Annotated in this window: 13 protein-coding genes and 1 tRNA gene; 10 read left to right on the forward strand and 4 right to left on the reverse strand. The window is 36.2% G+C overall.

Going from position 1 to position 13,862, the window contains the following annotated elements:
- Positions 1-98 precede the first annotated feature (98 nt).
- Both PGOND44_RS07015 and PGOND44_RS07020 read right to left on the reverse strand, forming a co-directional pair.
- On the reverse strand, positions 99-2,723 hold the full coding sequence (locus PGOND44_RS07015; RefSeq protein WP_003438953.1) for an AsmA-like C-terminal region-containing protein: 2,625 nt from the start codon (positions 2,721-2,723) through the stop codon (positions 99-101).
- Between the two features lie 82 nt (positions 2,724-2,805).
- Positions 2,806-3,504 (reverse strand): queuosine precursor transporter, encoded by a 699-nt coding sequence (locus PGOND44_RS07020; RefSeq protein ID WP_003438956.1) that lies wholly within the window; start codon positions 3,502-3,504, stop codon positions 2,806-2,808.
- A gap of 112 nt (positions 3,505-3,616) precedes the next feature.
- Here PGOND44_RS07020 and folK point away from each other — a divergent pair, with 112 nt between their 5' ends.
- Positions 3,617-4,762: a 2-amino-4-hydroxy-6-hydroxymethyldihydropteridine diphosphokinase gene (gene folK / locus PGOND44_RS07025; protein ID WP_003438957.1), complete on the forward strand. Its 1,146-nt coding sequence runs from the start codon at positions 3,617-3,619 to the stop codon at positions 4,760-4,762.
- Here the strand turns inward: folK and PGOND44_RS07030 are convergent.
- On the reverse strand, positions 4,751-5,800 hold the full coding sequence (locus PGOND44_RS07030; RefSeq protein WP_003438960.1) for a flavin monoamine oxidase family protein: 1,050 nt from the start codon (positions 5,798-5,800) through the stop codon (positions 4,751-4,753). The genes folK and PGOND44_RS07030 overlap by 12 nt on opposite strands.
- 168 nt (positions 5,801-5,968) lie before the next feature.
- Here PGOND44_RS07030 and PGOND44_RS07035 point away from each other — a divergent pair, with 168 nt between their 5' ends.
- The 5 genes from PGOND44_RS07035 (at position 5,969) to PGOND44_RS15545 (ending at position 9,845) form a co-directional block, all read left to right on the forward strand.
- Positions 5,969-6,769, forward strand: a complete 801-nt coding sequence (locus PGOND44_RS07035; RefSeq protein WP_003438962.1) for a serine O-acetyltransferase — start codon at positions 5,969-5,971, stop codon at positions 6,767-6,769.
- The gene (cysM, locus tag PGOND44_RS07040; RefSeq protein ID WP_003438964.1) at positions 6,766-7,653 is read left to right on the forward strand and encodes a cysteine synthase CysM; all 888 of its coding nucleotides are present in this window, start codon (positions 6,766-6,768) and stop codon (positions 7,651-7,653) included. Before PGOND44_RS07035 ends, cysM begins: the two co-directional genes overlap by 4 nt.
- 104 nt (positions 7,654-7,757) lie before the next feature.
- Positions 7,758-8,729 carry a beta-ketoacyl-ACP synthase III gene (locus PGOND44_RS07045; RefSeq protein ID WP_003438966.1) on the forward strand — a complete coding sequence of 324 codons (972 nt, stop codon included), beginning with the start codon at positions 7,758-7,760 and terminating at the stop codon, positions 8,727-8,729.
- Between the two features lie 18 nt (positions 8,730-8,747).
- Positions 8,748-9,572, forward strand: a complete 825-nt coding sequence (locus PGOND44_RS07050; protein ID WP_003438968.1) for an SDR family oxidoreductase — start codon at positions 8,748-8,750, stop codon at positions 9,570-9,572.
- Positions 9,573-9,671: 99 nt separating this feature from the next.
- On the forward strand, positions 9,672-9,845 hold the full coding sequence (locus tag PGOND44_RS15545; RefSeq protein WP_003438978.1) for a Lacal_2735 family protein: 174 nt from the start codon (positions 9,672-9,674) through the stop codon (positions 9,843-9,845).
- On the opposite strand, the gene holA is transcribed toward PGOND44_RS15545, so the two are convergent.
- Positions 9,842-10,849, reverse strand: coding sequence for a DNA polymerase III subunit delta (holA, locus tag PGOND44_RS07060; RefSeq protein ID WP_003438980.1), 1,008 nt, complete (start codon positions 10,847-10,849; stop codon positions 9,842-9,844). The genes PGOND44_RS15545 and holA overlap by 4 nt on opposite strands.
- Positions 10,850-10,892: 43 nt before the next feature.
- Between holA and PGOND44_RS07065 the strand changes: the two genes are divergently transcribed.
- The 4 genes from PGOND44_RS07065 (at position 10,893) to PGOND44_RS07080 (ending at position 13,443) form a co-directional block, all read left to right on the forward strand.
- Entirely contained in the window at positions 10,893-11,333 is a 441-nt protein-coding gene (locus PGOND44_RS07065; RefSeq protein ID WP_003438983.1) for a type I restriction enzyme HsdR N-terminal domain-containing protein, read from the forward strand.
- A gap of 8 nt (positions 11,334-11,341) precedes the next feature.
- On the forward strand, positions 11,342-12,346 hold the full coding sequence (locus PGOND44_RS07070; protein ID WP_003438985.1) for a glycosyltransferase family 2 protein: 1,005 nt from the start codon (positions 11,342-11,344) through the stop codon (positions 12,344-12,346).
- A gap of 66 nt (positions 12,347-12,412) precedes the next feature.
- Positions 12,413-13,255, forward strand: coding sequence for an OmpA/MotB family protein (locus tag PGOND44_RS07075; RefSeq protein ID WP_003438987.1), 843 nt, complete (start codon positions 12,413-12,415; stop codon positions 13,253-13,255).
- A 114-nt stretch (positions 13,256-13,369) separates the two neighbouring features.
- Positions 13,370-13,443, forward strand: a tRNA-Arg gene (locus PGOND44_RS07080).
- Positions 13,444-13,862 lie beyond the last annotated feature (419 nt).

Below are 13,862 nucleotides of genomic sequence, written 5' to 3' on the forward strand. Positions count from 1 at the left end.
ATGATTAGAAATTGCGTTTTATTTTTTATCAAATTCACTTCAAAATTAAGCACTTATAAAAGCTAAGTAGTTCACTGATAATTCAATAAGTTTCATTTTTAATTATCTTTTTTCTTTTTAAGAATACCGCCCAAGATATCTTTCACTACATCCTTTACATCCTCTTGTTGGGTTTTTGTGGAGTCCTTTTGATTTTCATCGCCACCTAACAAATTATTAATTTCATCGCCAATTTTATCTTTAATGGCGTTAGTTGCTTTTTCTTTTTGAGCATCCACAATCTTAGAGGTTAGATCTTTAATAGCATTTTGCATATTTAACTGGATCTTTGGATTGGAAAAAGTTCCCGTTAATCCAACTGGAACATCAACATTCAATTGGCTAAGATCTGTATTGCTCAATTGAGCAAGCTGACCTCCTACTTCCTTTCCAAAATATTTTGCAGGAACATTGAAACTAAGATTGTAATTCATCGTGTTATCAAACGAGTGACTTCCTGAAACATCGACCTTTACATCGTCTAAGTTGAAATCAAAATCATCTGCATTAATTGCTCCATTTTTGAAATTTAGTTTAGCGACTAGATCCTTTACTTTCAGTTTATCGAAGTTTAACACCTCAAACTGACTGTTCAACTTAGAGATTAAAGGCATCTTACCTTCTTCTACCTCTGCACTTAAGATATTCGCGAGAGCACTTCCTGCTAATGAAGTATAAATGGGCATCAAATCTTTTGTGAGATTTCCATTTAGATTAATTGTTGTACTCGCTACCCCATTTAGGGCTTGTGCAATAGGTGCTAAACCTTTAATCAATTCCATTTGCTGAAAAGCTTCTATAATTTTGATGGTGTTTAAGCCCAATTTCATATCGAAATTAGGAACGCCTGAAGTCGTCACTTTCCCATCAAGATTTATGCTTCCTCCAAAAATATCGGCATTTACATTCTTAAGGATGGCACTTTCGTTTTTTAAGGCTAGACTCCCTTTAGCATTTTTTAAAGTTAAGTTGTCATAAATGACAGTTTTAGCATTGAAGTTTAAGACAATATCCAAAAAATCTGGAATTTTTATAGCTTCTACTCTGCCTTCAGATCCAGTACTGGCTGTTTCGGTAGCCGAATTTTCAGAATCTGATGTCTTATCACCAACTTCACTGTCTACCATAAAATCAGCAATATTAAAGTTGGTAGAAGTCGCATTAAAAGTTCCTTGAAGGGGTTTATCTGAAAATGCAAATCCCATAAGATTACTCAAATCTCCTTTCATCTGAAGGTCTGTAGAGCCTGCTGTCATTTCAAAACTATTCAATTGGATATCATTCGTTGTAAAGTTGACGGTGGCGACCTCAACATGAATCACTTCAGCTAAGTCTGGAGACTCATAATCAAACTTAGATAGCTTCATAGAACCCTGTGCCTTTACATTTTCGTAAGCTTCTCGTTCTATGGAGTTCATATCAAAATTAGTCGTTAGATCCGCATCTAAAATCCCACTTAGATCTTGCTCGATATCTACAGGATAGGCTTTTTTAAGATTTGCTAGATTCAATCTCCCTTTCATTTTGAGATCTACCAACATATTTGTGGTGAGGTTTTTAACCGATCCACTTCCTGCAAACCGGTCTTGATCTATTCTGAAGTCAACAGTGTTGAAATTGATAAAGGTATCTTCAACAAGTCCTGTTTCGTTTTGAATTCTGATGTCCAAAGAAATATCCTCAACTTTTTTAGCTAAATCTGGATATTGGAAAGAGGCATTATCACTAGAAGCAGAGATATCCAAAGTAGGGATATACGTTTCATCTACTTTACCCTTAATAATCCCATTCAATTGGAAATCACCAGTAGTTGTGACTCCATCAAGATTTGAAGCATAGGTTTCAGGAATTAGTGCTAGAAAATTTTTGAAATCTGAGGATGGCGTAGAGAATTGTATGTCGATATCATTATAATCATCGAAGGTTTGGACGTAGCCTTCAAATTTGAGCGGTAATTGATTCACAATAGCTTCATTTTCTAAAAATGAAAATTTCATGTTTTCCAAATCAATATTCAAGTCGGCATCCAGAACTAGAGAATTATTATTCAAATAGTTGGTTCCGTCAAAATCAAAAGAAACTTTGGAATCTGTCTGTGTTTTTAACGTAAAAACTGAAGCTTCAAAATTACCATCACCGCTATGGCTAAACTCATTTAGTCTCAAAAATATATTACCACTTTCGTCTAGATAATTTATTCGAGATGAATTGATTTCGTAGTGACTTAGATTCAATTGAAAGGGTTTACTCTCCGTTTTAGTAGCTGTGGTTTCTTGTTTAGCATCGGTCGATTTGGCGATATCGTAATTGGCATTCCCCAAGGAATCTACTTTTACATTGATAAAAGCTTCATTCAGATAGATTTCATCTATGCTTAAGCCTTCGTCTTTAAAAAGTTGCATAACGCCCATTGATATATTGAAATCCTTGGCATACACTAAAGTATCTCCTTCAAAAGGAGCTTGATTAATAAGACTCAAATCTTCGAAGCTTAGACTGGCATTAGGAAAATTTCTAAAGAGACTCAAATTGAGAGATGACCATTCCACTTGAGCATTAACATTATCATTGGCTGCTTTCTTTACCATTTTTTCAAGACTTCCTTTGAATAAAATGGGAGTCAGAAATAAACCAATAACCAGGATTAGAATTACAATGCCTATAATTTTGAATGCTTTTTTCATTATATGAATTTGAAGCTAAAATTAAACATTGCATTCTAAGATATCCTAAAAAAAGAATTAAAATTTAGAAGTGTTTAATCTTTCAAAGACTTTCAGAATCAGGTAATTCCTCACCTTGTTTTAGATTGAATTTCTTTCTAAAAAGATAGACAGACAGATATAAGAGTGGAGTATCTAGCAAAGCAATAAGCGCTTTGAACAAGAAACCACTGAGGAGCAGTCCACCGAATAAGGACCAATCCAATTCACCAAAAACACTTAAAAGAAAAATCACGGCGAAGGTATCTACAAATTGAGAACAGAAGGTGGAAAAATTATTTCTCAACCACAGATGCTTTCCTTTAGTCACCTTTTTCCAAAAGTGATAGACATAAATATCAACATATTGAGCAAGCAAATAAGCCATCATAGATGCACCTACAGCTATAGCGGTAGCGCCAAAAACATTACTAAACACTTCATCTCCAATTGGTGACCAAGGCACTGAGGGAACGGCATTAGCTAGTAGAATAATCAATAGAGAAAACACCGAAGCGAAAATTCCTAGGGTCACCACTTGATTGGCTTTCTTTTTTCCATAAATCTCACTTATAGTATCCGTAATAAGGAAAGTAATAGGATAAGGAAGTACTCCTACCGATATTTCAAATCTATAAATTCCGAAAAAATCCCAGTAAAAAAACTTCTGGAAGATAAGATTGGAAACCACTAAAGATGTAATGAAAAGAGCCGCAAGAATAAGATAAATGCGTCCTGCTGAAAGTTTTTGTAATGCTGTCAAATATATTGGATTTGATATTTACCTTTGCGACAAATTTAAGCTGCAAATAGATGCTAAAGCACAAAACAAGCAGTAGATTGTTAATTAATAAGTATTAAAATTTTCTTAAAAATTGAATCTTAAAACCACCACATATATTGCTTTAGGAAGCAACCGAGGCGATAAACTACATTGGCTCCGCAAAGCGATAGATCGTATATATGATCGCATCGGCGACGTCACAAAAGTTTCTAAAGTCTACAAAACACCAGCCCTAGGTTTTGAGGGAGATGATTTTTTGAATGCTGTTATAGAAGTTGAAACCAGATATTCTGCAGAAGATACTTTAGAAGAATTACTCAACATAGAAGTAGAACTTGGCAGAATACGCATAAAAGATAAAGGTTACCAAGCTAGAACTATAGACTTAGACATTATTTTTTATGACGACACAACTATCGAAACAGAAAGCTTAATAATTCCACATCCCAGACTAGCTGAACGAAAATTTGTACTTTATCCTTTGGCGGATATTGCCCCCGAGATAATACATCCCAAATTAGGTCGAAACATCACAGATTTGGTTAAATCTACATCAGATACTACTTCTGTAGAATTGATAACAGGTCAATTAGATACCAAAATATCTAAATTCAGGCAAGTTAGCTATCTAACCATAGAAGGAAACATTGGTTCAGGAAAGACGAGCTTAGCAGAAATGATTGCTGAAGACTTCAATGGAAAATTGATTTTGGAACGTTTTAAAGACAATCCCTTTTTACCAAAGTTCTATGAGGATCAGGCTCGATTTGCTTTTCCTTTGGAAATGTCATTTTTAGCAGATCGCCATCAACAACTGATGGATGATATATCTCAGTTGGATTTATTTTCAGATTTCGCCATTTCAGATTACAACCCCAATAAATCACTTATTTTCTCAAAGGTTACCTTACAAGAGGACGAATACGCACTCTACAAGAAAATCTTTACAATTATGTATAGCGATGTCCCGAAACCCGATGTATACGTATATCTCTATCAAAATACCGAGCGATTGCTTAAAAATATTCAAAAGAGAGGGAGAGATTATGAGCAAAATATAACTCCAGATTATTTGAGACGTATCCATGAAGGCTATTTGAATTTCTTCAACTCTCAAAATAAGATCGATGTAAAAATCATTGATATTTCGGACTTAGATTTCGTCGCTCGTCGAGAAGATTATTTATTTCTTTTAGAAAAAATCTCGGAAATCAATTCAAAACTTTCAAACCGATAGGTTCAGCAGAGAATCTGCGACTTCTGTTCCTCGATGCACAGCTCCATCCATATATCCTGAGGTTTGTTGTGCGGTTTCTGAAGCTGAAAAAAACAATCGATTATCAAATAAAGAGTCTCTGAGTTGAGGGTTTCCATTATTTTGATGTGGCACTAAGCTTTTCGCATTTTTCGGTATAGTATAAGGTTCATTACGCCAGTTTACATCTGCATAAGCTTTTAGTCGCCTTTCCTTTTCTGGAAAATAGCTTTCTAATAGACGAGTCACCTTTTCTTTTCTTTCTTCCGAATTTAAATTGGAATAGTTAGAATTTAAAAAGCCAACCAAAGCGTTTTGATCCCCTTCGATAGTGCTGTGATCGTACATTTCTTGGATAATTTGATGGGGGCTCATTAAAGTGCCAATAAACTGTTGACTTTTCCAAAAAGCATCTTCATAAGCCATGCTGAATTTAATGGAGTCTGACATCCAGGTATGAGTATTTTGTAGAAGCTGGTTGAAAGTCTCTGAAAGTTTAGGCTTAAACTCTATGCTATCTGAAATCACCTGAGTGGGAATACTTAACACGAGGTAATCTGCCTCAAAAACACTAGTGCTAGTGGAAACTTTTATAGACTCATCTACAGAAATTGAATCAACAACTTCATCAAAATGAATTTTAGCTCCTGAAGCTTCTGCCAAAGTCTCTATAAGATGAGAGGTTCCATGATTAAACTTATAGGTGGCTGTACCTTGGGAGGGGATTTGAAAACGTTCTATATTTCCCTTTGGCCTAAAATCATAAACTGCTTCGGCACCATTATCTTGCGTTTTAAAAGGAATGTTCAATTCTTTTATCAATTGAATTAAACTTGTATGCTGGGGACCAAACCAGGTTGCTCCCATTTCTAGTTGGCTATTTTCTTTTTCAAGAGTAAAAATACGACCGCCAAGTCTTGGTCTGGCCTCAAGAATTTCGACGTCAAAGTTGGAATTTCTCAAGGCATAAGCAGTCGATAAACCACTTAAGCCTGCACCTATGATTAATACTTTAGGCATTTATTTTTTTGGCAAAGGTCAGGATTTAAATCATTTTAATAGATCAAGGACTTATAAAGTAAAATTAAATTTGAAGGATTAAGCCTTGGGAGGTTCTCTATTAATTTCACATTTTTAAAACATAAAGGCATACATAAAAGTCTAATTTTGTGGAAATATAACATCGCTATGCCATTAGTATTAAAACAGGATATTATTGAAGAGATAAAAGCTGAGAAAGCTAAGGTCTGTAATATCTACATGATAAAAAGTAAAACTGGAGAATTCACAAAACAATTGTTTCTGACCTTATTCGATAAAAATACTGATGTTGCTTCAGGTATGGACGAATTGGAGGAGCAATTTAAAACCTTAGCAGATTTAGTTTGCTTCAAGGAAGAAGACCCGTGCCGGGAAATCTGGACCGACTTTATGAGTAAGCTCCCGGCTATTCTAAAAAAGTTGAATAAAGATGCTTGCTTTATTAAGGAAAATGATCCAGCAGCCAATTCACTTGAAGAAGTCTACTTGGCTTACCCTGGATTTTACGCCATAGCGATTTATAGGTTAAGTAATGCACTATTGGAATTTGGGCTACCCTTGGTTCCTAGATTAATGTCTGAATGTGCCCATACCCAAACCGGTACCGATATCAATCCTGGAGCTAAAATTGGGAATCCTTTTTTTATAGACCATGCCACAGGAGTAGTGATTGGTGAAACCTGTGTGATTGAAGATCGCGTAAAAGTTTATCAAGGGGTTACCCTAGGGGCTTTATTGGTAAGTAAAGAGATGAAAAATAAAAAGAGACACCCAACTATTAAAAGCGATGTAACCATATATGCCAATGCCACCATTTTAGGAGGAGATACCGTTGTAGGTGAAGGGTCTACGATAGGCGGTAACGTATGGTTAACCAAATCGGTTGCCGAAAATTCTAGAGTAACTCATAAGTCTATGGATAAAATCAACGAAAATAAAAAAGCATGAGTCGAAGTATATTAGAGTTAATTGGGAATACCCCACTAGTGGAAGCCAAAACCTTGGTCAAAAACCCAAACGTTAAACTATACCTTAAACTCGAAGGACAAAATCCTGGAGGGAGTGTGAAGGATAGAGCGGCCTACAACATGATAAAATCTGCTTTAGAACGCGGAGATATCGACAAGACTACGAAACTTATTGAACCCACTAGTGGAAATACGGGTATTGCATTGGCGATGGTTGCTAGTATTTTTGGGTTGGATATAGAATTGGTCATGCCCGAAAATGCAACAATAGAACGTGTGCAAACCATGAAAGCTTATGGGGCGAAAGTTACCCTTACAGATGGTGAGAAAGGCATAATGTATTCTAGAGATTATGCCGAAGAAAAGATGAAAACTGGTAATTACTATATGTTCAACCAGTTCGCTAACGAAGATAACTGGAAAGCTCACTACAAGTCAACAGGACCAGAAGTTTGGGAAGATACCAACCATAAAGTAACTCACTTTGTGTCTTCCATGGGAACCACAGGAACCATTATGGGGACTTCAAGATTTCTAAAAGAAAAAAATAAAGACATACAACTCATTGGTGTCCACCCTGCTGAAGGCGCAAAGATTTCTGGAATTCGAAAATGGCCAGATGAATACCTGCCAAAAATCTATGATCCTAATCGGGTAGATCATATTTATGAAGTCAGTGAAGAGGAGGCCAAAAAAATGGCGAGGTATCTTGCCGAAAAAGAAGGCATTTTCTCAGGAATGAGTTCGGGAGGAGCAACTGCTGCGGCTGTTAAACTCTGCGAAAGTTTAGATACTGGGGTTGTGGTTAGCATCATTTGCGATAGAGGAGATCGCTACCTATCTTCAGACCTGTTCGAATCCTAAGACTTACAGATTAATAAATGTTAAAATAATAAGACTTCTTTTGTTTTTATTTTAAAAAGTGATTAAAAAACTTAATTTCATCGTTTAAGAATAAAATCAATTATATGCCAAACGTATTTATAAGCGGAACTGGGGCTTATGTTCCTGAGAAAGTAGTTCCCAATTCCTTTTTTGAAAAGGTCGGATCTTCAGATGAGTGGATTTATTCAAAATTAGGAATAAAAGAAAGACGAATTGTAGATGGTGAGGCCACGAGCGACCTAGCTTATAAAGCTGGGCTGGAGGCTGTTAAAAATGCCAATCTTGAAGTAAAGGATATCGATTTAATTATCGTTGCCACTACCACCCCAGACCGTCAAGCACCGTCTTGCGCTTGTTTTGTTCAGGAAAAAATGAAAGCCTATAAGGCAGTTGCTTTTGATGTTGCTGCGGTATGTTCTGGAGCTTTGTTTACTATTTCTGTAGGCTATCAATTTGTAAAAAATAACGTTTATAACAACGTCCTAGTTATAGGCGCAGATACCTTTTCTAATATCATCGATTGGGATCGTCGAGATTCCGTATTTTTTGGAGATGGCGCTGGTGCTTTAGTATTAAGCAAAACCGATGAAGATAAAGGGTTTATCGACTTCAACTTACATTCTGATGGTCGTGGAAAAGAACACTTTACGGTTCTTGGTGGTGGCTCAGAAACTCCTGCCTCTAAAGAAACACTAGAAAAGGGTATGCATTATTTTCATATGAACGGTAAAGAGGTTTTCGATACGGCAACTAAGGTAGTTCCAGAATCTATCCAAGAGCTTCTTCAAAAAACCAATACCTCTATTGACGACGTTAGTTTTATGATCCCCCACCAACCTAGTATTGGTATTTTAAAAACGATTGCTAAAAAAATCGATATGCCTTTCGAGAAAGTCATGACCAACATGGATAGGTATGCTAATACCTCTGGAGCAACTATTCCCCTAGTTCTAGATGAAGTGCACAAGGCTAATCGCTTCAAAAAAGATGATTTACTTCTTTTTGCAGCCGTTGGAGCTGGTTGGACTTGGGGAACTGCATTATACAAATGGTAATTTAAAAAAAAAAATAAAATGCTTACAGGTAAAACCTATCTCATCACAGGAATCGCAGACGAACATTCCTTAGCCATGTACGTGGCTAAAAAGATAAAAGAAAACGGTGGACAAGTTATTTGCACTGGACTAGGCGTAAGTCAATTTCACAACAACCTATCCGACAAGGCTAAATCTTTTCTTGATCATACTTTTAAAGATTTTCAAGATAGTGTCCACCAAGAATTGGGAAAAGACACCATGACGGAAATTTTGGACGTTTCCTTAGAAGCGAGCATCCAAGAGTTTTGCGATAAACTAAAATCAAAAAACATTAAACTCGACGGGTTCCTTCATGCCATCGCTATGGATAAAACCATCAGAAACAAAGTCGTCAAGCCTTTGCTAGATGTCACTTTTCAAGAGTTTTGTGATGCTATGGAAGTCTCGGCCTACTCGTTAATAAGCCTAACCAGTCATTTGTTTAAAAATAATTTACTGAATGCCGACGCTTCAATCTGTTCGTTAAGTTATATCGCAGCTTCCAAAGTGACTTTCCACCCCTATCGAAATATCAGTATCGCTAAAGCTGCTTTAGAACGCATCACTGTGGAACTAGCCGATGAAATGGGTAGAAAAAATGGCACTCGTGTCAATTGCATAAGGTTTTCACCCTATATGGGAAGCAAAGCAGGAAATGCTACCCTAAATGAAAAAGATGTAGAATTTGCTCATCGCAAAAGCCCACTGGGAAATGCTTTGCCTGAAGATCTTGCTTTTGAAGTTTTAAATTTACTAAGACCGAAAGGGCGAACTACTGGCGAAATAAGACATGTCGATGGTGGCTATAATATTATGGGTTAAATAAACTTAATACTTATCAGCCCATAATCTTTAGTTAAGTCTTAATCAAGATCTCTTCACGATTAAACAAAGGATGTTATATTTCAAAAAAAGAATTTTATGTTTGGATTATTTAAAAAGAAAACCGATTTAGAAAAACTTCAAGATCAGTATAAAAAGCTTCAAAAAGAGGCTTTCGATTTATCTAAGAGCAATCGCCAAAAATCGGATGCTAAATTAAAAGAAGCAGATGATGTGGGTAAAAAAATAGACGCGTTAAAAGCAAAGTCTTAGCGCATCAACTTAACGAGTAATTCCTTCAACAGGTCCCCAGGTGGGATCTGGTTGGAATTAACTCCTTTACTTTTCATATCGACTTCCCGTATTAAGGCTATCGCCTGACTCGCCTTTTTCATAGAATACTTTTGGGCCGCAAAACTATAATCTTTTACAAAATAAGGATTGACGCCTAGAGCAGAACTCGCGGCATATTGCGATTTATCTTTAAGGGCATGGTATCTCAATAATTTACTAAAAAAGGAATTAAGTTGAGCTGTCGTTAATATGATTGGGTGGTTTTTAGGACTTTGAGAAAAGTAAGCCACTATACGTTGTGCTTTCACTTCATCTTTTATACCTATAGCCTTGGTCAATTCAAAATTATTGAAATCTTTACTTATTCCTATATTTTCTTCGATTAGCTCTGGTGTTATTTTTGCGCCTTTTGGGAGTATATCCTGGAGCTTTTCGAGTTCTTTATAAATATGAGACAAATTATTTCCTAAAAACTCAACCAGCATTTCAGAAGCTTTAGGAGCAATAGTATATCCAGAAGTGGAAAGTGTTTCGGAAATCCATTGAGGGACCTTATCGTCATACATGGGTTTAGTCTCAAAATAGACCGCAGACTTTTTAAGCAATTTGGTAATCTTTTGTCTCCCATCCATTTTTTTATACTTCACACAAAAGACCAAAATTGTGTTTTGCTGTGGATGCTCTACATAAGACGACAAAGTGTCGATATTTTTCAACAGAGATTGAGCCTCTCTAACAATAATAACTCGATGATCGGCCATCATAGGGTATTGTTTGGCTTGGCCTACAACATCGTTGATGGTCACATCTTTTCCGTAAAGAATGCTTTGGTTAAAGGCCTTTTCGTCCTCAGTAAGGACTGTGGCTTCAATTTTCTCAGCAATAAGGTCCACAAAAAAAGTTTCCTTTTCTCCCACTAAGAAATAAATGGGTGCAAACTTACGTTGATCGATATCAGAAATAATAGATTTAAAATCCTTCATGCTTGGTTGACTTCAATTTAATTCAATTTTGTTTCTTTGGTCTATGCAAAGATTGAACTTTCCAGACTATTCATTCAAAATCAAAAGTAAAGAAAATAAACCTTCTATATTTTCGATATTGAGGAAAAGATATTTGATCTTAACTCCAGAGGAATGGGTAAGACAACACTGCGTTCAGTTTTTGATTTCAGAAAAAAATTACTCTACCTCTCTCCTCAATGAAGAGCGAAAAATCAACCTAAATGGGATCTCCAAACGCTATGATATCGTTGCCTTTAAAACCGATGGAGACATAAAGCTTATTGTAGAATGCAAAGCCCCACATATTAAAATTGATCAAGACACTTTTGATCAAATTGCAAGGTATAATCTAGCCCTTAAAGCCGACTTATTGATGATTACCAATGGTATGAATCATTATTTTTGCAAGATGGACTACGAACGTCAAACTTATATTTTCTTGAAGGATCTTCCTTCGTTATAACTTCATATATGGATATTGCTGTTGTTGTTTTGAATTGGAATGGAAAGGCACTTCTCGAAACGTATTTAGCTTCGGTGCTCACCCATTCTGCAGAAGCCAAAGTCTACGTGGCCGATAATGCGTCTACAGATGGATCACTAGAGCTTTTAACTCAGCAGTTTCCCGAAGTTGTGGTTTTAAAAAACACGACCAATTTAGGCTTTGCAGGAGGATATAACCAGGCTTTAAATTATGTAGAAGAAGATATTTATGTCTTATTAAACAACGACGTCAAGGTGACTAAAGGTTGGCTGAGCCCGTTTTTAGAATTGTTTGCCTCCAATCCATCTATTGCTGCAATACAGCCCAAAATAAAATCCATACAACATCCAAAGAATTTTGATTATGCAGGAGCTGCCGGTGGGTTTATTGATGCGTTGGGTTATCCCTTTTGCAGAGGAAGAATTTTTGATTCCATTGAAGAAGACACGGGTCAGTATGATACTGAGATTGAGGTATTCTGGGCTAGTGGAGCTTGTTTAGCGATAAGAAAAGAGTGTTTTGAACTTGCGGATGGATTTGATGAAAGCTATTTTGCACACCAAGAAGAAATCGATTTGTGCTGGAGACTTAAAAACTTGGGGTTCTCCATTATGTATACCTATAAAAGTGAAGTTTTTCATCAAGGTGGAGGCACGCTTTCGAGCTCTAGTTCTTACAAAACCTTTTTAAATTTCAGAAACTCTTTAAGTTCCATCTTAAAAAATTCAGATAGAAACCCCTACCCTATTTTATTTGTTAGAATGCTCTTAGATGGGATCGCAGGACTTCGTTTTTTAACACAAGGAAAATTTTCACATTTTTTTGCTATCTTTAGAGCACATCTAAGTTTCTATTCGAAATTTAGAGATTTGATAGAAAAGCGCCAACAGCTCCCAAAAAAGAAACAAAATTTTCTTGTTAGGAGCATAGTTTGGCATAGTTTTGTATTAAACATCAAACAGTTTAGCAGGTTAAAAATGATTAATAAATAATTGTTAAGCCTACTATTTACTACTTAACAGACATTAAATTTGAATAACTTAATTAAAATTAAACCCATGAAAAAATTATTTGCTATCGCATTTGCAGGAGTCTTAATGACATCTTGTGTTTCTAACAAGAAATTTGCAGAAATGGAAGGTATGTTTGAGACCACTCAAGATGAGTTGAAAACTGCCGAAATGAAGCTTTCCGCTTGTGAAGACGAGAAAAAAAATATGATGAGTTCATATCAAAGTCAAATTAAAACACTGGAGAATACAAATTCAGCTTTATTGAACACCACTGGAGATTTTGCTACTATTTCTAAAAAAGGAGCAGAAAATCTAGAACGTTCTTTAGAAAGTATGAAGGAAAAAGATCTTCAAATTAAAACAATGAGAGATGCTATCAATAAAAAAGATAGCGTAACCTTAGCCTTAGTGACTAGTCTTAAAGGAGCTTTGGGTAACATCAATGATGAGGATATCCAAATCAATGTAGAAAAAGGTGTTGTTTTTGTTTCAATTTCTGACAAGTTATTGTTTGGAAGTGGACAATTTAAAGTGACCAACGAAGCTAAGAGAGTTTTGGGTAAAGTGGCCACTGTTGTTAACGATAAAAAAGACTTTGAGTTTATGGTAGAAGGTCATACTGATGATGATCCTATCTCAAGAACCAATATCGAGGACAACTGGGACTTAAGTACAAAACGTGCTACTGCAGTTGTAAGAATCTTACAAGACGAATACAACGTAGATCCTAAGAGAATGACGGCAGCTGGTCGCGGAGAGTATATTCCAGTCGCTAATAATGATACTGAAGCTGGACAAGCTAAAAACAGAAGAACACGTATTGTTATTCTTCCTAAACTAGATCAATTCTTCGGAATGATTGAAGATGGAATGAAAACTGCAAAATAAGTTTCTTTTAACCTATTTTAAAGCCTCACAGACGTGGGGCTTTTTTATTTTAAAAAAAGGAAAGTATAGTTGCGTAAAAGAAGATAATTTCTATATTTGCACTCGCAAAAATAAGGTCGCGTAGCTCAGTTGGATAGAGCATCTGCCTTCTAAGCAGACGGTCACAGGTTCGAATCCTGTCGCGATCACTTCCTAAATCCCAATCCCTTTATACATAAGGTTTTGGGATTTTTTTTACCTTCGTTTGTCCACATGTTCCCTCGAGGCTTCGGGGCTGTCGCGATCACTTCCTAAATCCCAATCCCTTTATACATAAGGTTTTTGGATTTTTTTATCTTCGTTTGTCCACAGGTTCCCCCGAGGCTTCGGGGCTGTCGCGATCACTTCCTAAATCCCAATCCCTTTATACACAAGGTTTTTGGATTTTTTTACCTTCGTTTGTCCACAGGTTCCCCCGAGGCTTCGGGGCTGTCGCGATCACTTCTAACAATCCTAAGCCTATCTTAATTGAAGGTTTAGGATTTTTTTACCTTCGTTTGTCCACACGTTCCCCCGAGGCTTCGGGGCTGTCGCGATCACTTTTAACAATCCTAAGCCTATCTTAATC

Source organism: Psychroflexus gondwanensis ACAM 44 (assembly GCF_000355905.1).
In the GTDB taxonomy this organism is placed as follows: domain Bacteria; phylum Bacteroidota; class Bacteroidia; order Flavobacteriales; family Flavobacteriaceae; genus Psychroflexus; species Psychroflexus gondwanensis.